The 24789-nt window shown below is 66.4% G+C and carries 22 protein-coding genes; 21 read left to right on the top strand and 1 reads right to left on the bottom strand.

The genetic code is table 11. The features are described from left to right. The 18 genes from AC1PLU_RS09345 (at window position 1) to AC1PLU_RS09260 (ending at window position 17317) form a co-directional block, all read left to right on the top strand. Window positions 1-1080 carry an alpha/beta fold hydrolase gene (locus AC1PLU_RS09345; protein ID WP_345906615.1) on the top strand — a complete coding sequence of 360 codons (1080 nt, stop codon included), beginning with the start codon at window positions 1-3 and terminating at the stop codon, window positions 1078-1080. A gap of 26 nt (window positions 1081-1106) precedes the next feature. Further along, window positions 1107-2276, top strand: a complete 1170-nt coding sequence (locus AC1PLU_RS09340) for an aldo/keto reductase (RefSeq protein WP_481108275.1) — start codon at window positions 1107-1109, stop codon at window positions 2274-2276. 136 nt (window positions 2277-2412) lie between these two features. Next, window positions 2413-3423, top strand: coding sequence for an alpha/beta hydrolase (locus tag AC1PLU_RS09335; protein ID WP_481108274.1), 1011 nt, complete (start codon window positions 2413-2415; stop codon window positions 3421-3423). A gap of 132 nt (window positions 3424-3555) precedes the next feature. Beyond that, the gene (locus tag AC1PLU_RS09330; protein WP_345899296.1) at window positions 3556-4500 is read left to right on the top strand and encodes a LysR substrate-binding domain-containing protein; all 945 of its coding nucleotides are present in this window, start codon (window positions 3556-3558) and stop codon (window positions 4498-4500) included. After that, window positions 4497-4775, top strand: coding sequence for an EexN family lipoprotein (locus AC1PLU_RS09325; RefSeq protein ID WP_345899295.1), 279 nt, complete (start codon window positions 4497-4499; stop codon window positions 4773-4775). Before AC1PLU_RS09330 ends, AC1PLU_RS09325 begins: the two co-directional genes overlap by 4 nt. Before the next feature lie 236 nt (window positions 4776-5011). Next, window positions 5012-7021, top strand: coding sequence for a conjugal transfer protein TraG (locus AC1PLU_RS09320; protein WP_481108273.1), 2010 nt, complete (start codon window positions 5012-5014; stop codon window positions 7019-7021). Continuing rightward, window positions 7018-7482, top strand: a complete 465-nt coding sequence (locus AC1PLU_RS09315) for a ribbon-helix-helix protein, CopG family (RefSeq protein WP_175201568.1) — start codon at window positions 7018-7020, stop codon at window positions 7480-7482. The genes AC1PLU_RS09320 and AC1PLU_RS09315 overlap by 4 nt, the downstream gene beginning before the upstream one ends. Further along, window positions 7479-8543, top strand: coding sequence for a P-type conjugative transfer ATPase TrbB (trbB, locus tag AC1PLU_RS09310; RefSeq protein WP_187433787.1), 1065 nt, complete (start codon window positions 7479-7481; stop codon window positions 8541-8543). Before AC1PLU_RS09315 ends, trbB begins: the two co-directional genes overlap by 4 nt. Beyond that, entirely contained in the window at window positions 8540-8923 is a 384-nt protein-coding gene (locus AC1PLU_RS09305; RefSeq protein WP_003291753.1) for a TrbC/VirB2 family type IV secretion system protein, read from the top strand. The genes trbB and AC1PLU_RS09305 overlap by 4 nt, the downstream gene beginning before the upstream one ends. Further along, the gene (locus tag AC1PLU_RS09300) at window positions 8920-9192 is read left to right on the top strand and encodes a VirB3 family type IV secretion system protein (protein ID WP_003291752.1); all 273 of its coding nucleotides are present in this window, start codon (window positions 8920-8922) and stop codon (window positions 9190-9192) included. Before AC1PLU_RS09305 ends, AC1PLU_RS09300 begins: the two co-directional genes overlap by 4 nt. Window positions 9193-9207: 15 nt before the next feature. Then, window positions 9208-11667, top strand: coding sequence for a conjugal transfer protein TrbE (gene trbE / locus AC1PLU_RS09295; protein WP_345901948.1), 2460 nt, complete (start codon window positions 9208-9210; stop codon window positions 11665-11667). Next, a complete protein-coding gene (gene trbJ, locus AC1PLU_RS09290) occupies window positions 11664-12389 on the top strand; it encodes a P-type conjugative transfer protein TrbJ (protein ID WP_345899292.1) in 726 nt (241 codons plus the stop codon). The genes trbE and trbJ overlap by 4 nt, the downstream gene beginning before the upstream one ends. A gap of 12 nt (window positions 12390-12401) precedes the next feature. Then, window positions 12402-12719 (top strand): hypothetical protein, encoded by a 318-nt coding sequence (locus AC1PLU_RS09285; RefSeq protein ID WP_345899291.1) that lies wholly within the window; start codon window positions 12402-12404, stop codon window positions 12717-12719. Further along, on the top strand, window positions 12716-14098 hold the full coding sequence (gene trbL / locus AC1PLU_RS09280; protein WP_345899290.1) for a P-type conjugative transfer protein TrbL: 1383 nt from the start codon (window positions 12716-12718) through the stop codon (window positions 14096-14098). Before AC1PLU_RS09285 ends, trbL begins: the two co-directional genes overlap by 4 nt. Window positions 14099-14110: 12 nt before the next feature. Next, window positions 14111-14815, top strand: coding sequence for a conjugal transfer protein TrbF (trbF, locus tag AC1PLU_RS09275; RefSeq protein WP_481108272.1), 705 nt, complete (start codon window positions 14111-14113; stop codon window positions 14813-14815). Next, window positions 14812-15804, top strand: a complete 993-nt coding sequence (gene trbG, locus AC1PLU_RS09270; protein ID WP_345899289.1) for a P-type conjugative transfer protein TrbG — start codon at window positions 14812-14814, stop codon at window positions 15802-15804. Before trbF ends, trbG begins: the two co-directional genes overlap by 4 nt. 2 nt (window positions 15805-15806) lie before the next feature. Next, window positions 15807-17075, top strand: a complete 1269-nt coding sequence (locus AC1PLU_RS09265) for a TraB/TrbI/VirB10 family type IV secretion system protein (RefSeq protein ID WP_481108271.1) — start codon at window positions 15807-15809, stop codon at window positions 17073-17075. Continuing rightward, on the top strand, window positions 17072-17317 hold the full coding sequence (locus AC1PLU_RS09260; RefSeq protein ID WP_345899287.1) for a DUF2274 domain-containing protein: 246 nt from the start codon (window positions 17072-17074) through the stop codon (window positions 17315-17317). Before AC1PLU_RS09265 ends, AC1PLU_RS09260 begins: the two co-directional genes overlap by 4 nt. A 756-nt stretch (window positions 17318-18073) precedes the next feature. Here the strand turns inward: AC1PLU_RS09260 and AC1PLU_RS09255 are convergent. Beyond that, window positions 18074-19066, bottom strand: a complete 993-nt coding sequence (locus AC1PLU_RS09255) for a LacI family DNA-binding transcriptional regulator (RefSeq protein WP_023904310.1) — start codon at window positions 19064-19066, stop codon at window positions 18074-18076. 177 nt (window positions 19067-19243) lie between these two features. Here AC1PLU_RS09255 and ptsP point away from each other — a divergent pair, with 177 nt between their 5' ends. The 3 genes from ptsP (at window position 19244) to AC1PLU_RS09240 (ending at window position 24608) form a co-directional block, all read left to right on the top strand. Beyond that, window positions 19244-21763, top strand: coding sequence for a phosphoenolpyruvate--protein phosphotransferase (gene ptsP, locus AC1PLU_RS09250; protein ID WP_481108270.1), 2520 nt, complete (start codon window positions 19244-19246; stop codon window positions 21761-21763). Beyond that, window positions 21760-22716, top strand: coding sequence for a 1-phosphofructokinase (gene pfkB, locus AC1PLU_RS09245; protein ID WP_481108269.1), 957 nt, complete (start codon window positions 21760-21762; stop codon window positions 22714-22716). The genes ptsP and pfkB overlap by 4 nt, the downstream gene beginning before the upstream one ends. A gap of 149 nt (window positions 22717-22865) precedes the next feature. Next, the gene (locus AC1PLU_RS09240) at window positions 22866-24608 is read left to right on the top strand and encodes a PTS fructose transporter subunit IIC (protein ID WP_481108268.1); all 1743 of its coding nucleotides are present in this window, start codon (window positions 22866-22868) and stop codon (window positions 24606-24608) included. Window positions 24609-24789: the final 181 nt, after the last annotated feature.

Genomic DNA, 24789 nt, shown 5'->3' with positions numbered 1-24789 from the left:
ATGAACATTGCCAAGGCGCTACTCACCATCATGACGCTGACCTCGCTTGCAGCCTGCACAACCCTTCCCGGCGGCTCCAGCAGTTCCACCGACCCCCTGGTGATTCAGACGCAGGGCAGTTTTGCTGTCGGCGGGAAAGTGGTGAGCACTCCCGGCACTTACAACAACAACAATCCGACCGCAGCCGGCCAGACCATCCACGGCGATCACCTCTACGCCTTCTATCAAGTACCTCAGAACCCCAAGCCGTTGCCCATCGTCATGCTGCATGGCGCGTTCCAATCCGCGCGCAGTTGGGAAACGACGTCGGATGGCCGCGAAGGCTTCCAGACGATCTTCTTGCGCCGGGGCTTCCCGGTCTATCTCGTCGATCAACCGCGTCGTGGTCGTGCTGGCAATAGCACCGTGGCGGCGACGATCGAACCTACGCCGTTCGATCAGCTCTTTTTCGATCAATTCCGCATCGGAAAGTGGCCGAACTACTTTGACAACGTGCAGTTCGACCGCAAGCCCGAAACGCTGGATCAGTTTCTTCGTTCAGTCACCCCGAACACCGGCCCCTACGATGCCGGCGTAATCGCTGACGCGATGGCTGCCCTGTTCGACAAGACGGGGCCGGGCATCCTCTTTTCGCACTCGCAGGCTGGCGGGCCGGGCTGGCTGACGGCGATCAAGAGCGAGAACGTCAAGGGAATCGTTGCTCTCGAACCAGGCAGCGGATTCATCTTCCCCGAGGGAGAGATGCCAGTGGCGATGCCCAGCGCAGCGGGGACGTTGACGCCGGAGTCGGTGCCGCTGGCGGACTTCAAGAAGCTCACTCGCATCCCCATCGTCATCTACTACGGCGACAACTTTCCTGTCGAACCCACCGCAGAACGTGGACAGGACAATTGGCGCGTGCGCCTGGCTATGGCCCGGCTTTGGGTCGCCGCCATCAACAAACATGGCGGTGACGCGCAACTGGTGCATCTGCCGGAAATCGGCATCCGAGGCAACACGCACTTTCTGATGTCCGACCTCAACAACGTCCAGATCGCCGATCTTGTGTCGAAGTTTTTGGCTGAGAAAAGGCTGGACTGACTAACCCATACCTGAAAGACCCTGATATGAAGACACCTCCTGCCGATCAGACCCGTCGCCGCCTCCTGGCCGCTGCCGCCACTTTGGGCATCGCCCCGTGGCTGCTGTCCGCCTGCGCACAGACGACCGGCGCTTCAAGCGTCGTGGCTGACAAGCCCGCATCTGCTACCCGCCGACGCCTGGGGCCTTTCGATGTGTACCCCATCGGCCTTGGAGTGCAGTGGCACCCCAGCGGCCCGCAAGGTGTCGTTGACCTGTACTCCAGCAGCACCAGCCGGCAAGGTGGCGTCGCGCTCATTCGCCGCGCAGTGGACTTAGGCGTCACGCTGTTCGACACCGCCGAGGTCTATGGCCCCTTCATGTCCGAGGAACTCCTTGGCGAAGCGTTGCAAGGCAGCCTGCGTGATCGTGTCGTCGTCTCCACCAAGTTCGGGTTCGACGTTGACCCGGTGACGGGTCAGCGTCGCGGTGGTGTGAACAGCCGCCCCGAACACATCCGTCAAGCCGTCGAAGCCCAACTACGGCGTCTGCGCACCGACCGCATCGACCTGCTGTACCAGCACCGCGTCGATCCGAACGTGCCAATCGAGGATGTGGCCGGCACGATCAAGGATCTGGTCAGGCAAGGCAAGGTGCTGCACTACGGCTTGTCCGAGCCGGGGCTACAGACCGTCCGCCGCGCGCACCGGGAACATCCCGTGGCCGTGATCCAGAATGAATACTCGATGCTGTACCGCGGCCCCGAAGCTCAGGTTCTTCCGCTGTGCGAGGAACTTGGCATCGGCTTTGTGCCGTGGAGTCCGTTGGGCATGGGCTTCCTGGCCGGCACCGTCAACGCCGCAAGCCGCTTCGAGAAGCAGGACTTCCGTGCAAGCGTCCCGCGTTTCGCGCCTGATGTACTGCCGGCCAATATGGCGCTCGCCGATCTGGTCAAAACATGGGCGAGCCGCAAGAACGTCACACCGGCCCAGCTTTCACTCGCCTGGCTGACCGCACAGAAGCCGTGGATCGTGCCCATTCCGGGCACCACGAACCCGGCCCATCTGGAGGAGAACGTGGCCGCTGCCTCGATTTCCTTCAGCGTCGCCGAGTTGAAGGAACTGAACGCGGCCGTGGCAGCCATTCCGATCCAGGGCGAGCGTCTTTCGCCGGCAGTTCTGTCGTCAACGGGTGTCGAAGCACCTCCGAAACGATGACGCGCCCCCACATCCATCGTTCGCAACGAAATAGAAGGAAGCCCATATGAGTAGTGAAGTCTTCAACAGAACCCGGCGCGAGTTCCTGGGAGCCTCCGCGCTTGTTCTTTCAGGTGCAGTGTTAGGAGTTGCCGCTATGACCACATCCACCGCTGCTGTTGCAGCCGACTACAAGAAGAATCCGTTTACGCTGGTTTACGAAGGCGCGATCACGAGGAACGAGCCGGGCAAGGTCAACATCCACCCGGTCAACTATGATCTCAACGGCCTGAAGATTGCCGCAAACGTCTATACCCCGGCCAACTACGATCCGAAGAAGAAATATGCCGCGATCGTTGTTGCTCACCCCAATGGTGGGGTAAAGGAACAGACCTCTGGACTGCATGCCGAGCGCCTGGCCGAACTGGGCTACATCACCATTGCGATGGATGCCGCGTATCAGGGCAGCAGCGGTGGCGAGCCACGCAGTACGGACAGGCCGCAGTTCCGCATCGAGGACATCCACGGCGCGGCGGACTTCATCACCCACTATCCGGGTGTCGATGCCGCACGCCTGGGGCTGCTCGGCATTTGCGGCGGTGGCGGATACTCGTTGTCCGCGGCGAAATCCGACAAGCGTTTCAAGGCGGTGGCGACGCTGAGTATGTTCAACTCCGGGCGCGTTCGACGCAACGGTTTCGAGGATTCGCAGTTGAACACGATCCAGCAGCGCCTGAAGCAAGCCTCGGACGCGCGCGCGCAGGAAAAGGCCGGCGGACAGATCCCCTATTCCGGCGACGCCGACATGACCGACGAGCAGATCGCCGCGCTGCCGTTCGAGATGTACCGGCAGGGCTATGAATACTACTGGCGCACTCACGCGCATCCCGGTTCGACCTTCAAGTACACCACGAGCAGCCTGCTCGACCTGATGCGCTGGGACGCTACCGACCAGATCGAACTGATCGATCAGCCTCTGTTGATGATTGCCGGCAGCAAGGCCGACAGCCTTTACATGAGCGAGGAAGCCTTCGCCAAAGCTACCGGCGCCAAGGACAAGGAACTGTTCAAGATCGACGGCGCCACGCATATCGAAACCTACTGGGTTCCCCAGTACGTGGATGCCACGATGAAAAAACTGACGGCGTTCTACGCCAAGACTCTTTGACGCAAGAGCGTGCCATGAAACGAGGGCCAATAGCGGTGAGGTAGCAACGATTCAAGGCCGCGCGTGGGAGGCAGTCATGTTAGTGACAAAGCCAACGCCTAAGCATCGCGGGTAGCAGGGAAGTGATGAACTATGGAACTACGTCATTTGCGCTGTTTCCTCGCCGTGGCCGAAGAACTTCACTTCGCCCGCGCTGCCGAGCGACTGCACATTGAGCAGTCGCCACTGTCGCGGGCCATCAAGGAGTTGGAAGAAGAATTGGGTGTGGTGCTGTTTGCGCGCACCACACGCAGCACGCGGCTGACCCGTGCTGGCAAGCTATTCCTGGAACACGTGCGTCGGGTGTTCTCTGCCTTGGAACAGGCACGCGACAGCGTGAAAGCGGCGGCCCACGGCTTCCACGGACAATTGCGCGTGGCATTGTCGGACGGCATCACATCGTCGCGCCTACCGGCTTTGCTTGCGCTATGCCGACAGGAAGAACCCGAGGTTGAAATACGGTTCTTCGAGGTGCCGCTGTCACAGCAGATCAAAGGTCTGCATGACGATCTGTACGACGTGGGGTTTGCGCAGTCCGATGAAGTGGGCGATGGCATCGCCACCATACCTGTCTGGAAAGACACCCTCATCGTGACGGTGCCAGCGCGGCATCCGCTGCTTGCACACAAGCGCATCCCTTTGGAGGAACTGCTGCGCTATCCGCTGGTTCTATGCGATCCACAAGTGTGCGAAGGCCATGCCAAATTCGTCGATCGGGTGCTGCGCCGGGCCGAAATGGAGCCGCTGGTCGCAGAACGGGTCGCTACGTGTGATCTGATGATGGCGTTGGTATCGGCCGGCCTCGGGCTTGGGTTTACGGGTGCCGCGCGCATTGCCGCCAACCCTGACTCGGGCGTGGTGGCCCGACCGCTGGCGTTGCACGTGCCGCCGCTGACAACCTACCTACTGTACCCCGACGGCGAGCCGTCCGATGTGCTGGCGCGGTTCATTGAGCGCGTGCAGGCCATCGAGTTACCGGAACCCCCAAGGCCCAAGTCGGGCCATCCTTCCGATTTCCTGGAGGAACCTGCGCCATGAAGAAGATCACCCCGTTCTTGCTGGTGGCCGCGTTGACTGCCTGCGGCCAGTCCGAAACGCCTCAGAAGGTCAACCCTTCGGGAGAGAATATCCCAACGGTGGAGGAACTGGCGGCCAACCCCGAACGGCTCAAAGAACTGCGCCAGCAATGCAAGACCGACCGTCCCAAGCTCGGCGACGTGCTGTGCAACAGGGTGGCAGAAGCCACGCGCAAGCGGTTCTATGGCGACGGCGAAACACCTTACACGCCGCCGAAAGAATCGCCGAAGTTCTGACCGTTGGCGGCTCGCCGCCTCGCCTTCATCTTTCTGGACGACACGCCGCAATGCGCCTTCGCTTGCGGCGTTTTTCTTTGGCTCGCCGCTGCACTCATTCTGTCTTTTTGCTCGACCTTTCTGCTTGAAACGGTCTTTGACCAGCACTGACCCGGCACCGATCCTGACGCTCGCGGCACGCCCTTGTGCCGCTTCTTCCATGAGGAATCAGCGCAGGAGAAATCGGAGGCCAAGTCATGCAAGGGACGAACGTGCTGTTCGGTCAGATCGCCGTCGTGTTCGGCATCGTGATCGCCGGCGTGTGGGGAGCCACACAATGGACAGCAGCCGCCCTTGGCTATCAAGTACGCCTTGGCTCGCCCTGGTTCGACTTTCTTGGCACGTCGATCTACCACCCGTGGAAGCTGTTTGAGTGGTGGTTTTTCTTCGGTGCCTATGCGCCAGAGGTCTTCGACACCGGCGGTGCCATTGCTGGCACCAGCGGCATGGTCGCCGTGGTCGTTGCCATCGCCATGTCGGTCTGGCGCTCACGGCAGGCGCGCCTGGTCACGACCTACGGCTCGGCGCGATGGGCGAATGCGCAGGACATTCGCAAGGCTGGCCTCACACAGCCTGCCGGCGTGTTCCTCGGCCAGCACGATCACCGGTACCTGCGGCATGAAGGGCCGGAACACGTCCTGACGTTCGCGCCCACGCGCTCGGGCAAGGGCGTGGGCCTGGTGGTGCCGACCTTGTTGAGCTGGCCCGCGTCCGCTGTCATCCACGACATCAAGGGCGAGAACTGGCAGATCACCGCAGGCTGGCGTAGCCGTTTCAGCCACTGCCTGCTGTTCAACCCGACCGATCCAAAGTCGGCAGCCTACAATCCGCTGCTGGAGGTACGGCGCGGCGCGCATGAAGTGCGCGACGTGCAGAACATCGCGGACATCCTGGTCGATCCCGAAGGCGCGCTGGAGAAGCGCAACCATTGGGAGAAGACCAGTCATGCGCTGTTGGTCGGCGCCATTCTGCACGTCCTCTACGCGGGCGAGGACAAGACGCTGCGCGGCGTTGCCAACTTCCTGTCCGATCCGGCCAGCCCCTTCGAGCTGACCTTGCACCGCATGATGACCACGCCCCACCTGGGCGATGGGCCGCATCCGGTGGTGGCCTCTGCTGCGCGCGAAGTTCTCAACAAGTCGGATAACGAGCGTTCCGGTGTGCTGTCCACGGCTATGTCGTTCCTGGGCCTGTACCGCGACCCCACGGTGGCCGAAGTCACGTCGCGCTGCGACTGGCGCATCGCCGACCTGATCGCCGCCGAGCATCCGGTGTCGCTGTATCTGGTGGTGCCGCCTTCGGACATTTCGCGGACGAAGCCGCTCATTCGTCTGATCCTCAACCAGATCGGCCGGCGCCTCACCGAATCGCTCGACGGTTCCGACGGCATCGAGCGCCGCTACAAGCTGCTGCTGATGCTCGACGAGTTCCCGGCGCTGGGGCGCCTGGATTTCTTCGAAACGGCCTTGGCCTTCATGGCCGGCTACGGCATCCGCAGCTTCCTCATTGCGCAGTCGCTTAACCAGATCGACAAAGCCTACGGCCAGAACCATTCCATCCTCGACAACTGCCATGTGCGCGTGACGTTCGCCACCAACGACGAACGCACCGCCAAGCGCATCTCCGAGACGCTGGGCACAGCCACCGAGCTGCGCGCCCAGCGCAACTACGCGGGCCACCGGCTCGCGCCGTGGCTCGGCCACCTGATGGTGTCGCGCCAGGAAACCGCGCGCCCGCTGCTGACGCCGGGCGAAGTCATGCAGCTTCCGCCTGACGAGGCCGTGGTGATGGTGTCCAGCGTGGCGCCGATCAAGGCGAAGAAGCTGCGCTACTACGCGGACGCCAATTTCAAGCGTCGCGTGCTGCCACCGCCCACGCTAGCGGACGGGCAGTACGCCGACGCGCCGCCGTCGCGGCCCGACGACTGGAGTGGGCTGGCGATTCCGTCCGTGCCCGCTACGCCTGCCACGGCATCCACCGATGGCCTGGAGAACTTGGGTTCGGCCGACGACGGCGGCCCGCGCCGTCAGCCCGAACTCTCCGAAACCGTCGCCTACGACCCCGAGCTGTCCGCGCCCGCGGCCGACCTTGGGCTGCTCGACGACGACGACGACTTGCCGCTTCCCCTTCCTCGCCAGCTCGATCCAGCCATGCAGCGCACGGCCCGGCTGGCTTCCCTCGACCCTAACGACGGAATCGAGCTATGAGCCACTACCGCCTCAACCTGTTCATCCAGCCGGAGCACGCCAAGCGCCTGGACGAGCTGGCCGCCAAGAAAGGCGTGTCCAAGTCGTCCATCGTCGCGGCGGCGCTCGCATCGTGGCTGTCGCCCGATGCCGCTGACCAGCGCGAGGCGGCCATTGCCAAGCGGCTTGATCGCCTGTCGCGTCAGGCCGAGCGCATGGAGCGCGACCAGAACATCGCCATCGAAACGCTGGCGCTGTTCATCCGCTACTACCTGACCGTCAGCACGCCGGTTCCTGAGGCGCACCAGGACGCGGCACGCGCGCAGGGCAAAGCGCGCTTCGAGCAGTTCACCGAGCAGCTTGGCCGCCACCTGCTGCGGGGCCGCAGCCTGGTGCGCGACGTGGTGGAGGAACTGCATCCCGATCCGATGCGGATGGAGGACGCGGCGGCGGCCGCGCAAGCGCGGGAGCGTGCGTCATGAGCGCCGTTCCGCAGTCCATGAGCGCCACGTCGCTCGACCGCCGAATCCAGATGCTGCGCACAGCGATGGGGCCGCTGATCGCCGCCGCGCTCGAAGACCCGGACGTGGTGGAGGTGATGCTGAATCCTGATCGCACCCTTTGGGTGGATCGGCTTTCCAGTGGGCGCGCGCCGATGGGCGTGGAACTGCCCGAGGCGGACGGCGAGCGAATCATCCGCCTGGTCGCGGCCCACGTCGGCGCAGAAGTCCATCGCGGCCAGCCGCTGCTGTCCGCCGAGTTGCCCGAAACGGGCGAACGCTTCGAGGGCATCTTGCCGCCGGCAGCGCCGGGGCCGGCCTTTGCGCTGCGCAAGCGTGCCATCGGCGTGATCCCGTTGGAGCGGTACGTCATTGACGGGATGATGACCAGCGCGCAGGCGGGCTTTCTCGTTCGCGCCGTGCGCGAGCGGCAGAACGTGCTGATCGCCGGCGCCACCAGCAGCGGCAAGACCACGCTCGCCAATGCTTTGCTCGCCGAAATCGCCGCCACCGGCGACCGCGTGCTGGTGCTCGAAGACACGGTGGAACTGCAATGCGCGGCCCGCGACCACGTTCCGCTGCGCACGCGCGCAGGCGTGGTGTCCATGACCGAGCTGGTGCGCTCGTCCATGCGCCTGCGGCCTGATCGCGTAGTCGTCGGCGAGGTGCGCGGCGCCGAGGCGCTGGATCTCATCAAGGTGTGGGGCACGGGACACCCCGGCGGCATCGCCACGATCCACGCAGGTTCCGCGCTGGGCGCGCTGCTGCGCCTGGAGCAACTGATTCTCGAAGTGGCCGTGAACCCGCCGCGTGCGCTGATCGCCGAGGCGGTCAACGTGGTGATCCACATCGCCGGGCGTGGGCGCAAACGCCGCATCGAGAGCATTGCCCGCGTTGTCGGCTTCGACGGCGTGGGCTACCGATTGGCGAATTGGGAGGCGGACGCGCTGGACACGCCGTTTCCCGAGTTGTCGCCAAACCCCGATGCCGCATCCGCTGCGGCGACTTCCCCATCCCCTGACTCACTTGGAGAACTGCCATGACGCAGATGACTTTTCCTGCTTTCCGTTTTTCTGCAAATCCGGCATTGCGTCTTGCGCGGCTGCGCTGCCTGGCCCGCCCTGCGGGGCAAGGGCTGCTGCTGGCCGCGCTGCTGTTGTTCCTGACCGGAACCGCGCAGGCCGCCGGTTCCTCGATGCCGTGGGAAGGCCCGCTGCAATCCATCCTCGAATCCATCCAGGGGCCGGTGGCGCGCATCGTCGCGGTCATCATCATCATCGCCACGGGCCTCGCGCTCGCCTTCGGCGACACTTCGGGCGGATTCCGCAAGCTGATCCAGATCGTGTTCGGTCTGTCCATCGCGTTTGCGGCTTCGAGCTTCTTCCTGTCGTTTTTCAGCTTCTCCGGCGGGGCCGTCGTATGAGTGCCCCGGACACCTTCGCCGCCGGATTCGAGGTGCCGCTGCATCGCTCGCTGACCGAGCCGATTCTGCTGGGCGGTGCGCCGCGCACCGTGGCAATTGCCAACGGCACGCTGGCCGCCGCCGTCGGGCTGGGCCTTCAACTGTGGATTCCCGGTGTCGTGCTCTGGATCGTCGGCCATTCGCTGGCGGTGTGGGGAGCGCGCGTCGATCCGCAGTTCATGCAGGTCTTTGCTCGGCACATCAAGCATCGCCCGCTGCTGGACGTGTAAGGGGAGGACGCCGCGATGCTGAACCTAGCCGAATACCGCCAGCGCCCGGCCTTGCTCGCCGACTGGCTGCCCTGGGCCGGGCTGGTCGCGCCGGGTGTCATCTTGAACAAGGACGGCAGTTTCCAGCGCACGGCCCGGTTTCGTGGGCCTGACCTCGACAGCGCGACGCAAGGCGAACTGATTGCCACGTCGGCGCGCTTGAACAACGCGCTACGCCGCATGGGTTCGGGCTGGGCGCTGTTCATCGAGGCCGAGCGCCGACCCGCTGCCGACTATCCGCACTCGGAGTTTCCCGAGCCGCTGTCGTGGCTGGTGGACGAGGAGCGCCGGGCCACCTTTGAGGAATCGGGCAACGACTTCGAGAGCGGCTATCACCTGACGCTGGTGTACCTGCCGCCCGAGGAATCGCGCGCCCGCGCGGCGGGGATGCTGTACGAGAACCGGCCCACCGATGGCGTGGACTGGCGCGAGCGGCTGCAAGCCTTCGTCGCGGAGACGGATCGCGTCTTTGACCTGCTCGATGGCGTGATGCCGGAAATCGCTTGGCTCGATGACGGCCAGACACTGACCTACCTGCACGCCACCATCTCGACGCGGCGCTATCGCGTCGGCGTGCCCGAAGTGGCGTTCCATATCGACGCGCTGCTGACCGATTCCGCACTGGTCGGTGGCCTGGCGCCCATGCTGGGCGACCAGCACCTTCGGGTGGTGTCGGTACGGGGCTTTCCGACCTCGACCTGGCCGGGGATTCTGGACGACCTCAACCGCCTCGGTTTTGCCTACCGCTGGAGTACGCGCTTTCTTTGCCTCGACAAATCCGAGGCGGAACGGGAGTTGGGGCGCTTGCGCCGCCAGTGGTTCGCCAAGCGCAAGAACGTCATCGCGCTGCTGCGCGAAACGATCTTCCAGCAGGAAAGCCCGCTGGTCGATACCGATGCTAACAACAAGGCTGCTGATGCGGACGCCGCCTTGCAGGAACTGGGTAGCGATCAAGTCGCCTTCGGCTATCTGACGGCAACCGTCACCGTCATGGACGAGGACGCCGCCGTGGCAGACGAGAAGCTGCGCATGGTGGAGCGCGTCATCCAGGGGCGCGGGTTCGTGACCATCCCCGAAACGCTCAACGCCGTGGATGCGTGGCTGTCCTCGCTCCCCGGCAACGCCTACGCCAACGTGCGCCAGCCCATCGTCTCGACGCTGAATCTGGCGCACATGATGCCGGTGTCGGCGGTATGGGCCGGGCCGGAGAAGAACGACCACCTCGACGGCCCGCCGCTGATCGTCACGCGCACCGATGGCGCCACACCGTTTCGGCTGGTGACGCACATCGGCGACGTGGGCCACACGCTGGTCGCGGGGCCGACTGGCATGGGCAAGTCGGTCTTGCTCGCCACGCTGGCGATGCAGTTCCGCCGCTATCGCGGCTCGCGCATCTTCGCCTTCGACATGGGCCGCTCCATGCGAGCCACGATCCTTGGGCTGGGCGGCGAATACTACGACCTGGGCGCGGACGGAGAAATCGCCTTCCAGCCTTTGGCACGCATCGACCGCGAGGGCTACCGCACCTGGGCCGCCGAGTGGATCGAAGGCCGCTTGCTGCACGAAGGCGTGGCGGTCGGCCCCGACGAAAAAGCGGCCATCTGGTCGGCGCTCGGCAGCCTCGCCGGTGCGCCGGTGGAGCAGCGCACGATGACGGGGCTTTCCGTGCTGCTGCAATCGAACACGCTGCGGCAGGCGCTGTCGCCTTATGTGCTCGGTGGTGCCCACGGCAAGCTGCTGGACGCCGACCATGACCGGCTGGGCATGGCCGACGTGCAGTGCTTCGAGATGGAGGAACTGATGCACAGCAAGGCCGCCGTCATGGCCGTGCTGCATTACCTCTTTGCGCGTTTCGATGAACGCTTCGACGGCGCGCCCACGCTGCTGATCCTCGATGAAGCGTGGCTGTTCCTCGATGACCCGGTGTTTGCCGCGCGTATCCGCCAGTGGCTCAAGACGCTGCGCAAGAAGAACGTCAGCGTCATCTTCGCCACGCAGAGCCTCGCCGACATCAAGGATTCGAGCATCGCGCCCGCGATCATCGAGAGCTGCCCGAGTCGGATTTTCCTGCCCAACCCGCAGGCCACCGAGCCGCAGATTCGCACGATCTACGAGGGCTTCGGCCTCAACAGGCGGCAGATCGAAATCGTCGCCACCGCGCAGCCCAAGCGCGACTACTACTACCAATCCCGTCTCGGCAACCGCCTGTTCGACCTCGACCTGGGGCCGGCGGCGCTGGCCTTCGCGGGCGCGTCCACGCCGCAAGACCAGCGCGACATAGACCGCCTGCTGCTGGACGCCGGCGCACCCGGCTTCGCGGGCGCTTGGCTGCGCCATCGCGGCCTCGATTGGGCGGCCGACCTGCTGCCCTCGTTCCCCGGCCTGGCGCCGGGTTCCCTCCGTACCACCGACCACCCACAGGAGAGCCTGTCATGAAGAAGCGCCTTATCGCCGCCGCCGTCGCGGCCATGCTTTGCACCGCCACCGCTCATGCGCAATGGGTCGTGGTCGATCCCACGAACCTCGTGCAGAACACGCTGACCGCGATCCGCACGCTGGAGCAGATCAACAACCAGATCCAGCAGCTCCAGAACGAAGCACAGATGTTGATGAACCAGGCGCGCAACCTCGCCAGCCTGCCGTCCAGCGTGGTGAACCAGTTGCGCGCCAATCTGGCTACGACCGAGAGGCTGATCGCTCAAGCCAGGGGATTGGCCTACGACGTGACGAATCTGGATCGGGAGTTCGCGCGCCTGTACCCCGAGCAGTACGCCGCCACCGTCAGCGGCGACCAGATGTACCGCGACGCGCAGGAGCGCTGGAGGAACACGCTCAACGGCTTGCAGACCTCCATGCAGATGCAGGCCCAGGTGTCGCAGAACCTGAGCGAAGACGAAAGCGTGCTGGCCGACCTCGTGGGTAAGAGCCAGTCGGCCGAAGGCGCGCTGCAAGCGATGCAGGCGACGAACCAACTCCTTGCCTTGCAGGCCAAGCAGTCGATCCAGGCGCAGCGGCTCCAGATCACGCAAGACCGGGCGACTGCGCTGGAACTGGCACGGCAGGCGGCGGCCACGGAACGCGCCCGCGAGGTGCGGCGGCGCTTCCTGGGCGATGGCACGCCGTACACGCCGCAGCCCGTGAATTTCTACGGCAACTGATGGGAGGCCGCCATGCGATGCGTCCTCGCCCTGTGTGCCGCGCTGCTGACCGCTTGCAGCGAGCAGCCGGCCGACAACCTTGCCGATGCCCTGGCCGCCGATCCCGTGCGGCTCAAGGCATTGCGCGCGCAATGCGCAGCCGACCGGCAGGCCACGGGCGAGGACGCTTGCCGCGCCGCCGCCGAAGCCTTCCGGCGGCGCTTCTTCTCCGGCCAGGCCGGGTCGGATGAATACCAGACGCTGGCCGATCTGCCGCCCATCCCGCCGAGTTTCGATGAACCGGCCGATGGCGAATCGCCGGCCTCATCCGATCAAGAGGACGCGCCATGAATGACGTGACCATCATCGACCGCTTCCTCAACATCTTCTCCACCTACATCGACTCGGGTTTCGGGCTGTTGCAGGGCGAAGTGGCCTTCCTGACCGCCACGCTGATCGTCATCGACATGACCATCGCCGGGCTGTATTGGGCGATGAGCCACGCCACCGGCCAGGGCGAGGACGTGATCGCCAAGCTGCTGCGCAAGGTGCTCTACGTCGGTGCCTTCGCTTACATCATCGGCAACTTCAACTGGCTGGCTGGCATCGTGTTCCGCTCCTTCGCCGGCCTGGGCCTGACGGCCACCGGCTCGGCCATCACGTTGGAGAACTTCTTGCAGCCGGGCAGGCTGGCGAAAACCGGCATCGACGCAGGAGCGCCGATTCTGGAGCAAGTCGGCGAGATGGCCGGTTTCCCCGAGGTGTTCGTCAATCTCGACGCCATCGCGGTGATGTTCCTCGCCTGGCTGGTCGTGGTCTTGTGCTTCTTCGTGTTGGCGATCCAGCTTTTCATCACGCTGATCGAGTTCAAGCTGACCACGCTAGCCGGGTTCGTGCTGGTGCCGTTCGCCTTGTGGAACAAGACCAGCTTCCTTGCCGAGAAGGTGCTGGGCAACGTGGTATCGGCTGGCATCAAGGTCTTGGTCTTGGCTGTGATCGTCGGCATTGGCTCGGGCCTGTTCGCCGAGTTCCAAGTGCATCCCGACGAGCCTTCCATCGACCACGCGCTGGTCATCATGCTGGCCTCGCTCACCTTGCTGGCGCTGGGGATCTTCGGCCCCGGCATCGCCACGGGCCTGGTGTCCGGTGCGCCGCAGCTCGGCGCCGGCGCGATGGCGGGTGCCGCTGTCGGCGCAGCCGGCACGGCTGTTGCTGTCGGCGCTGCCGCGACGGGCGTAGGTGGCGCCGTCATGGCTGGGGCGCGCATGGCGCCTGCCGCCGCCAAGCTCGCCGGCACCGGCGCGCGTGCTGCCGCCTCGACCGCCGGCAGCGCACGCTCTGCGTTTCAGGCTGGTTCCGCCTCCGCAGGCGGTGGCGCGAAGGGTGCGATGGCTGGCCTGGGCAATGTCGCCAAGACCGGCGCGCAGACAGCCGGGCGCGGCGCAGCGTCCCGTGCTTCCGCGATCGGTCAGCGCATGGCCGCTCCGTTCCGCGCTGGTTGGAACGGCCAGGCGGCCGACGCAGGCGCGACCGGGGGAGCCGGAGCATCCAGCCAAGCTGCCACAGGCGAGGCCACCTCCGGCGCAGCCAATGCACAACCCGCTTGGGCCAAGCGGCTGCATCGCCGCCAGCAACTCACCCATGCCGCGACCACCACCGCCCACGCCCTGCGCGGTGGCGATGGCGGCGGCTCCGGCCAGGGGCCGAGCCTGCGCGATTCCGATTCATAAGGAGAACCGACCATGCGATTCAAGAAACCGCAGGTGCGCTATGCCGACACGCCGCAGCCTGCCACGCCGTACCAAGCTGCCGGCCAGGTGTGGGACGACCGTATCGGCTCGCCGCGCGTGCAGGCGAAGAACTGGCGCCTGATGGCCTTCGGCTGCCTGACGCTTGCTCTGCTGATGGCCGGCGGCCTGGTGTGGCGCTCGGCGCAATCCATCGTGACGCCCTACCTCGTGGAGGTGGACAACGCGGGCCAGGTACGCGCCGTGGGCGAAGCCGCCACGCCATACCGGCCCAACGATGCGCAGACCGCGCACCACATCGCGCGCTTCGTGACGCTGGTGCGCTCGCTGTCCATCGACCCCATCGTCGTCCGCCAGAACTGGCTCGACGCCTACGACTACACGACCGACAAGGGCGCGGCCGTGCTCAACGACTACGCACGGGTCAACGACCCGTTCGCGCGCATCGGCAAGGAGTCGGTGACGGTACAGATCACCAGCGTCGTGCGCGCAAGCGACACGTCTTTCAACGTGCGCTGGACGGAACGCCGCTACGTCAACGGTGCTGCGGCGGGCTTGGAGCGGTGGACGGCCGTGGTGTCCATCGTGCTTCAGCCGCCGCGCACCGAAGAACGTCTGCGCAAGAACCCCTTGGGCATCTACGTCAACGGCCTGTCGTGGAGCCGCGAACTGGATTCTTCCGAAGGAGCCAAGCCATGAATGATCTTTTCCGTAAATCCGCTTTGCCGGTGATCTTGCTTGCGTTGGCGGGCTGCGCCACGCAGGGCAAGCCACCGCCGACCATCTCGCTCGATGAGCCGGTGCAGGCCCAGCCGCTACCCGAGCCACCCGCGCCGGTGGAGATGGTGGCGGTGCCCGAGGTGCTGCCGATGCCGGCGCAGTTGAAGCCATTGCCCGAAGCCGAGGACGCCAAGCCCACGCCGGAGCCAGCCGACGAGAAGGTGCGCGTCTCACGGGCCAATGCCGAGGCGCGCGTCGCACCCACGCGCGAGGGATACGTCAACGCGATTCAGGTGTGGCCGTTCACCGATGGCGCGCTCTACCAAGTCTATGCAGCCGTGGGCCGCGTGACCGTGATTTCGCTCCAGCCGGGCGAGGAGCTGGTGACGGTGGCCGCTGGTGATACCGTGCGCTGGATCGTGGGCGATACGTCCAGCGGCAGCGGTGTCGAGCTGCGCGTGAATGTCTTGGTCAAGCCGATCCGCTCGGGCCTGAAGACCAATCTCGTCATCACGACCAGCCGCCGCACCTATCTGCTGGAGCTGACCTCGACGGAAAAGACGTGGATGGCATCCGTGTCGTGGGAGTACCCACGCGACCGGATGCTGGCCTTGCAGCGCCAGGCGCAGGCGGCCAGCGCTGCCGCGCCGGTCGATACCGGGCTGTCGTTGGAGAACCTGCGCTTCCGCTACGCGATCAGCGGTAGCAACCCGCCGTGGAAGCCGCTGCGCGCGTTCGACGACGGGCAGAAAGTCTATATCCAGTTCCCCGCCGGCATCGCGCAAGGCGAGCTGCCGCCGCTGTTCGTGATCGGGCCGGAAGGCGACGGGCAACTGGTCAACTATCGCTTCCGCTCACCGTACTACATCGTGGATCGGCTGTTTGGCGCCGCCGAACTCCGCCTGGGCGGAGACAAGGGCGACGTGGTGCGAATTGAGCGCACGGACGGCGTTGCGCGGAGGAACTGACCATGAGCCAAGACGACGCTCCCGACCTTGCCACGCCACAGGCGGGCAAGATGGCGCCCGAGGCGGTGGCGCTGCGCGCCCAGCCGCGCCCGGTCACGCGCTTGAACCGGCGCACGCTGGCCATCCTCGTCGGCGGCCTGTCGGTCGCCGTGCTCGGGGCCACGATCTGGTCGCTGCAACCGCAGCGGCGTGGTACCAACGAGCAGACCGAGCTTTACAACGTCGATCGCGTCTCAAAGTCCGAAGGACTGGATGGCCTGCCGGCCGACTACTCGAAGCTGCCGCCGAAAGTGCCCGAGCTGGGGCCGCCGCTGCCGGGTGATCTCGGCCCGGCCATTGTGAACTCGCAGCAGCCGGTGACGCCGGCGTATGCGCCGCCGGGCCACAACCCCGAAGATGCTTTGCGCAAGGAGGCCGATGCGGCGGCGGCTTCGTCGGTGTTCTTCCGCTCGGGTGGCCAAGGTGCCGCCACGGTAGCGCAGGCAGCGCCGGGTGCGCTTGGCGCGGCAAACACGCTCGCGGCCTTCGACCCGCTTGCTGCTGGGCCGGCCTCGACGGCGGCCCAGCCTGCCGACCCGACCGCCGCGCAGAACCGGCAAGACCAGAAAGAGGCGTTCCTGAAAGCCGGTTCTACGGAAACCCGCAATTCCGGCAATCTGGCGCTGCCCGCGTCCCCTTATCAAGTGATGGCCGGAACGGTGATCGCCGGCGCGCTGGTGACAGGCATCAAGTCGGACTTGCCGGGCGACGTGATCGGCACCGTGACGGAGCCGGTCTATGACACGGCCACGGGCAAGTTCCTGCTGATTCCGCAGGGTTCGCGCATCCTCGGCCGTTACAACAGCCAGGTGAGCTACGGGCAGAGCCGCGTGCAAGTGGTGTGGAACCGGATCATCTTGCCCGACACGTCCTCGCTGACGCTCGACAACCTAGTGGGCACCGACCCGGCCGGCTACGCGGGCTTGGAGGACGACATGGACTGGCACTGGAACCGCATCTTTGCCGGTGCAGTGCTGACGACGCTGCTGGGCGTCGGCGCAGAACTGGCCGCGCCGGAAAACCGCCAGGACGGCAACCGCATCGTGATCGCCGGGCGTGACAGCGCCCAGGACAGCATCAATCAGGTCGGCCAGGAGATCACCCGACGCAACATGAACAGCCAGCCGACGCTGACCGAGCGGCCTGGCCTGCCCGTGCGAATCATCGTCAACCGGGATCTGGTGCTGCGGCCGTACCAGCCGCTGTTCTTCAATCGGGGAGCTTCGCAATGAGCACGACCAAGAAGCTGCGGCTCGGGCCGCTGCCCAAGACCGAAAGCGTCAAACTGACCTTTTCCTGCCCGGCCAGCTTGAAAGCCGACCTCGACCGCTACGCCGCGCTGCACGCGCAGACCTACGGCGAGGCGGTTGATGCCATGACGCTGATCCCTCACATGCTGGAGGCGTTCATGGCGGGGGATCGGGGATTCAGGAAGGACACGGCGACCCGGAGCGCGCCATCGAAGCCGACATGATGGCGTCGCATACCAACGGCATCCATCGAACGCGCAGCCCCAGGCTGCGCGTTCTTCATTCTGGATGCCGCTATGCCTCCTGGGCTATGATGACGCGACAGGCCCGCCGTTCCTCGGCAATCCAGCACGACGCAGTGCGATGCGGCTTTCTCCCCCGACGCTCTTATGTGGCTCCTAGCCGACGAAGCCGTGGTTCTGCAAAGCGGCCCCGAAAAGAGCTAACCTACTGTCCCATATATGGTTTCAAGCCTTACGTGCTTTGCACGCAAGACTTGACACCGGTACTTTTTTGTGTGCTGTAGCAACGAAACGCGATACCCCGTAGGAGCGCCCTTGGGCGCGATGGAGCTTTACCGGCTCAGCGTATCGAAGCGATTCGACAGCGCGGATAGATCAGTTGTAGAGCTGCTGATCTGCGGCTTGGCTGCAGGGCCCTTGCCCGCCCACCATCGCGGGACACGCCGCAAGTACGTCCGTGTAGGCTCTTACGCGGCATCCATGCCGCGTAAGGTCCCGCGACGGTGGGCGGGCAAGGACCAGTCGGGATGGTCGGTGTGCGGCGTTTTCCAACAGAGCAACCGTTAACCGTGTGCTGCAGTGTCTTCGTTCTTCAAATAACGTCACCAGCCAACTGTCTGATGCGGTGCCCTCGCCGATTGCGGGACCGTGTTCACGGCGTGTCCCGCGAGCGGTGAGGGCACCGCACGCGCGACGAGCCAGGATTTTTGGCCGGCGCTGGGCGCTACTTCGGGACAGTTAGATACCCGGCCTGCGGGCGCCGGTGGAGCCGCGCACCACGCAGCGGCCGGTCATGACCAGGCGGCGAATCGGCAACTGTGGCGATTTGAGCCGTTCCAGCAGCAGCGACATCGCCGCGCGGCCCATGTCCTCGACCGGCTGCTCGACCACGGTGATGCCTGGCTCGACCAGATCGGTCCAGCGCTCGTTGTCGAAGCCGGCCAGGGCCAGGTCGTCAGGGATGCGCAGGCCGGCGGTGCGGGCGGCCTTGAGTGCGCCCATCAACAGCAGGCTGTTACTGGTAACGATGGCTTCGGGCCTGTCCGCGCTGGCCAGCCATTGGCCGACTTCGGCAATCGCCGCTTCGGCGGTGGGCGCCACTTCGCGGTACGCGGGCGTCAGCCCTTGCGCGCCCATCGCGGCCAGATAGCCGTTGCGGCGCTCGGCCGCAGTGGTGCTGGTGCCGAACAGCCCGCCGATGCGTTCATAGCCCTGCGCCTGCAGATGCGCGACCAGTTCGCCCATCGCTGCGGCGTTATCCAGCACCACGCTGTCGTAGCGACTGCCGGGGCCGGCTCGGTCCACCAGCACGGTCGGGTAATCCAGCGCGAGTTCGTGCATACGCCCCACCGTGACCCGGGTCGGAGCAAAGATCAGCCCGGTGATGCGTTCTTCCTGCATCAGTTGCAGGTACAGCGCCTCGCGCTCGGGGTCTTCGTCGGTATTGCACAGGGTCACGCGCATGCCGGCGCGATAGGCGACCTCTTCCACCGCGCGGATCAGCGCGGTGAAGTACGGGTTGCGGATATCGGCCACGATCACGCCCAGGATGCCGGACTGCTGGGAGCGCAAGCGCCGCGCCATCAGGTTGGGCCGGTAACCGGTCTGGCGCACCGCCGCCTCGACCTTGGCACGCACTTCCTCGCTCACCGGGCCGGTGCCCAGTGCGCGCGAGACGGTGGATTTGGATACTCCGGCCACCCGGGCCACGTCATTGATGCTGATGCTCACTGGGACATACTCACTGGGACCGTTCCCGCTCCATTTGGCGCACCTTGACCCAGGCGCTGCTACGGATTCGATGCTAACCCGAAAGCACTACAGCGCTTTTGTGCAGTGCACATTGACCTGAGTGTGGGAACGTTCCCACACTACTGCCCAGCCCGTTCCTACTCCCCGGAGTCCGTCTTGTCCTCTCCGTCGCCTGTCGCTCCCGTCACTCCCGAACTCGTACGCCTGCGTGCGCATGCCCGCGACAAGGACGACGCCATCGCCCAGGCCGCCCAGCTACTGGTCGCCGCCGGCTGCGTTGCGCCGGGCTACGACGCCAGCATGCGGCGCCGCGAAGGCCTGGCGAATACCTTCCTCGGCCACGGACTGGCGATCCCGCACGGCGTGGGCGAAGACCGCCATCTGGTGCGTCGCGACGGTATCGCGGTGCTGCAGTTGCCCGAAGGCGTGGAATGGAACCCCGGCCAGATCACCCGGCTGGTGGTCGGCATCGCCGCCCAGTCCGACACCCATATCACCCTGCTGCGCCGCCTGACTCGCCTGATCCAGGACCCGGCCCAGCTGGAAGCGCTGTTCAGCACCGACGACCCCGGCGTGATCGTGGCCGCGCTCACCGGCGACCGCGCGCCCGACACCAACGCCGCGCCGGCCACCGATCTGGCCGAGAAATTTGACTGGACCATCGCCTACCCCAGCGGCCTGCATGCACGCCCGGCGACCCGCTGGGCCGAGACCGCGCGCGGCTTCTCTGCGCGTGCGCAAGTGCGTGCAGGCGATCAGGCGGCCGATGCCAAGAGCCTGGTCGGTCTGTTGCAGCTCGGTCTGCGTGCCGGCGACAGCATCACCGTGTCGGCCGAAGGCAGCGATGCAGGCGCGCTGCTCAAGCGCCTGCGCGCAGTGATGGACAGCCTGACCGCGCAGGAAAAGGCCGACGCCGAACGCGCCGCGCAACGCCGCGCTGCGCCGGTGGTCGGCTGGACCCCGCCACAGGCGCAGCCGGCCATCGTCGGCATCGGCGCCAGCCCGGGCGTGGCGATTGGCATCGTGCATCGGCTGCGTGCGGCGCAGACCGAAGTGGCCGATCAACCAGTCGGCCTGGGCGATGGCGGCGCATTGCTGCACGACGCGCTGACCCGCACCCGCCAGCAGCTGGCGGCGATCCAGGACGACACCCAGCGCCGCCTCGGCGCCTCGGACGCGGCCATCTTCAAGGCCCAGGCCGAGCTGCTCAACGACACCGACCTGATCACCCGCACCTGCCAGCTGATGGTCGAAGGCCACGGCGTGGCGTGGTCGTGGCATCAGGCGGTGGAACAGATCGCCTCGGGCCTGGCCGCACTCGGCAACCCGGTGCTGGCCGGCCGTGCGGCCGATCTGCGCGATGTCGGCCGCCGCGTACTGGCCCAGCTGGACCCGGCCGCCGCCGGCGCCGGCCTCACCGACCTGCCCGACCAGCCCTGCATCCTGCTCGCCAGCGATCTGTCGCCGTCGGACACCGCCAACCTGGACACCGCACGCGTGCTCGGCCTGGCCACCGCGCAAGGCGGGCCGACCTCGCATACCGCAATCCTGTCGCGCACGCTCGGCCTGCCGGCGCTGGTGGCGGCCGGCGGCCAGTTGCTGGATATCGAAGACGGCGTCACCGCCATCATCGACGGCAGCAGCGGGCGGCTGTACATCAATCCGTCCGAGCTGGATCTGGACGCGGCGCGGACGCATATCGCCGAGCAGCAGGCCATCCGCGAGCGCGAGGCCGCGCAGCGCGCCTTGCCGGCAGAAACCACCGACGGCCACCACATCGACATCGGCGCCAACGTCAACCTGCCCGACCAGGTCGCGATGGCGCTGGCCCAGGGCGCAGAAGGCGTCGGCCTGATGCGCACCGAATTCCTGTTCCTGGAAAGCGGCAGCACGCCCAGCGAGGACGAGCAGCACGCCACCTACCTGGCAATGGCGCAGGCGCTGGATGGCCGCCCGCTGATCGTGCGTGCGCTGGACATCGGCGGCGATAAACAAGTGGCGCATCTGGAACTGCCGCACGAAGAAAACCCGTTCCTGGGCGTGCGCGGTGCGCGCCTGCTGCTGCGTCGCCCCGACCTGCTCGAACCGCAACTGCGTGCGCTGTACCGCGCCGCCAAGGACGGGGCGCGGCTGTCGATCATGTTCCCGATGATCACCTCGGTACCGGAGCTGATCACCCTGCGAGAAATCTGCGCACGCATCCGCGCCGAGCTGGACGCACCGGAAGTGCCGATCGGCATCATGATCGAGGTGCCCGCCGCCGCCGCGCAGGCCGACGTACTGGCGCGCCATGCGGACTTCTTCTCGATCGGCACCAATGACCTCACCCAGTACGTGCTGGCGATCGACCGCCAGAATCCGGAGCTGGCCGCCGAAGCCGACAGCCTGCATCCGGCGGTGCTGCGCATGATCCGCAGCACCATCGAAGGTGCGCGCAAACACGATCGCTGGGTCGGCGTGTGCGGCGGTCTGGCCGGCGACCCGTTCGGCGCCAGCCTGCTGGCCGGGTTGGGCGTGCAGGAACTGTCGATGACGCCCAACGACATCCCGACGGTCAAGGCACGCCTGCGCGGCACCGCGCTGAGCACCTTGCAACAGCTGGCCGAGCAGGCGCTGGACTGCGAAACCGCAGAGCAGGTGCGCGCGCTTGAAGTCAAACGCGAGGACCAGGCATGAGCCTGCAGGCCATCACCGTCACGCTGAATCCGGCGATCGATCAGACCATCCAGCTCGACCACTTGCAGCCGGGCGCGGTGCATCGCGCCAGCAGCGTGCGTAACGACGCCGGCGGCAAGGGCATCAACGTGGCCGCCTGCCTGGCCGATTGGGGCACTGAGGTCGCCGCGCTCGGCGTGCTCGGGGCAGGCAATGCCGGCGTGTTCGAGGCGCTGTTCCGCGAACGCGGCATTACCGATCACTGCCAACGCGTGGCCGGCGAGACCCGCACCAATCTCAAGCTGGTCGAAGCGCGCGACAACGACACCACCGACATCAACCTGCCCGGCCTGCGCCTGGGCCAGCCGCATCTGCAGGGCGTGGCCGATCAGCTCGCCCCGCTGCTGCGCCCCGGCCTGCCGGTGGTGTTGTCCGGCAGCCTGCCGGCCGGCCTGCCGGACGACAGCTGGGCACAGTTGCAGGCGCAGGCCAGCGCCGCCGGCGCACGCGTACTGCTGGACACCAGTGGCGTGCCGCTGGTGGCCGCACTCAATGCTGCACGCGACGCGCTGCCTTACGCAGTCAAACCGAACCGGCACGAACTCGAAGCCTGGACCGGCCGCCCCCTGACCGATCGCGCCGCGCTCAGCGCCGCCGCGCATGAGCTGATCGCACGCGGCATACAGCTGGTGGTCATTTCGATGGGCACCGACGGCGCCTTGTTCGTGCAGCGCGACCAGCGCCTGATTGCGCGGCCGCCGCGGCTGGCGCAGGGCAGCAGCGTGGGCGCCGGTGACGCGATGGTGGCCGGCCTGGCCGCCGCGCTGCTGGATGCGGCCACCGATCTGGAGCAGTGCGCGCGGCTGGCCACGGCGTTTTCGATGTGCCGGCTGGAAAGCGGCGACGCGCGCAGGCTAAGCGCCGACGGCGTGCGCCGCGCTGCGGCCGACGTCGTGATCGAGACGCTGTCGTGAGCGCTGCCTTGCACTTGCCGGCGACCGCCACGCAGGTCTGCGCGCGTCATTCCGGCTGGCGTCATTCCGGCACGCGTCACCCGCACGCGTAACGCCCACATTCCCCCCGCCGGCCTCACCGGCGACCGCAATACAGCAGGAGTTTTGCCATGTCCTCTTCCATCGTGGTCATCGCCGCCGGCGAACGCAGTACCGAAGCCGTTCTGGCGGCCGAAGCGCTGCGCCGCGCGGCCACCGCCGCCGGGCGCAGCGTGACGATCGAAATCCGCAGCGACCAGGGCGTGCTCGGCGCATTGCCGACCGAGCTGACCAACAGCGCCGCGCACGTCCTGATCGTCGGCGATGCCGATGCCGACACCGCGCGCTTCGGCGACGCGCAACTGCTGCATCTGAGCCTGGGCGCGGTGCTGGACGACCCGGCCGCCGCCGTCAGCCAGCTCGCTGCCACCACCGCACCAGCCAGTACATCGGCAGCGACCGACGCATCCGGCGCAGGCGGCAAGCGCATCGTTGCGATCACCTCCTGCCCCACCGGCATCGCGCACACCTTCATGGCCGCCGAAGGCCTGCAGCAGGCGGCCAAGAAACTCGGCTACCAGATGCGGGTGGAAACGCAGGGTTCGGTGGGCGCGCAGGACGCATTGACCGACGAGGAAATCCGCGCGGCCGACGTGGTCATCATCGCTGCCGACCGCGAAGTGGACCTGGCCCGTTTCGGTGGCAAGCGCCTGTTCAAGAGCGGCACCAAGCCGGCGATCAACGATGGCCCTGCCTTGATCCAGAAAGCGCTGGCCGAAGCCGGCATACACGGCGGCGCAGCTCCGGTTGCGGGCGCCAGCGCCACATCGGATGCCAAGGGCAATGCCCGCACCGGCGCCTACAAGCACCTGATGACCGGTGTGTCGTTCATGCTGCCGTTCGTCACCGCCGGCGGCCTGTTGATCGCGCTGGCCTTCGCGCTCGGCGGCATCTATGCCGGCGACGACGCGCACCAGGGCACGCTGGCCTGGTCGCTGTTCCAGATCGGCGCCAAGGCCGGCTTCACCCTGATGGTGCCCGCGCTGGCCGGCTATATCGCCTACTCCATCGCCGACCGCCCCGGCATCGCGCCGGGCATGATCGGCGGGCTGGTCGCGGCCAATCTCAATGCCGGTTTCCTCGGCGGCATCATTGCCGGCTTTATCGCCGGCTACGGCGTGGCCGCGCTCAACCGCTACATCAAGTTGCCGCGCAACCTGGAAGGGCTCAAGCCGGTGCTGATCCTGCCGGTGCTGGGCACGCTGCTGGTCGGCCTGGCGATGATGTACGTGTTCGGCCAACCGGTGGCCGACCTGCTGGCCTGGCTCACCGCCTGGCTGCGCGGCATGCAGGGCAGCAGCGCGCTGCTGCTGGGCCTGTTGCTCGGCGGCATGATGGCCTTCGACATGGGCGGGCCGGTCAACAAGGCCGCCTATGCGTTCTCCACCGGCCTGATCGCCAGCCAGGTCTACACCCCGATGGCCGCCGCCATGGTGGCCGGCATGACCCCGCCGCTGGGCATCGCGCTGGCCACCTGGGTGTTCCGCAATCGCTTCACCGTCGAAGAACGCGGCTCGGCCACTGCCGCCGGCGTGCTCGGGCTGGCCTTCGTCACCGAAGGCGCCATCCCGTATGCCGCACGCGACCCGCTGCGCACCATCCCGGCGCTGGTGATCGGCTCGGCCGTGGCCGGCGCGATCTCGATGACCGCAGGCGCCGAGTTGAAGGCACCACATGGCGGCATCTTCGTGCTGCTGATCCCCAACGCAGTGACCCACCTGCTCAATTACGTGCTGGCCCTGGTGGTCGGCGTGGTGGTCACTGCGGTGGCGCTGCGCCTGCTCAAGAAGCCGGTGGCCGACGTGATCGCCTGACGTTCTGCAGCCCTGCCCCGACCGATTCCACACCGCGCATCCGGCGCATCTGATCGCTGATCTGCGTCACCCCTGACTGGTTTCACCGCTGCGCTGCGCACCTTCGTGCGCGGCCAGCGGCTTGCCCACCCCTTAGCTGTCGCGTCCGCCTTCTCGGCCACGCCCTCTTTGTTCGGAGTCC

It is taken from the genome of Xanthomonas sp. NCPPB 2933 (genome assembly GCF_056725225.1).
Note: the sequence above shows the minus strand (reverse complement) of the source record. Positions and strands in the feature narration are given on the sequence as shown.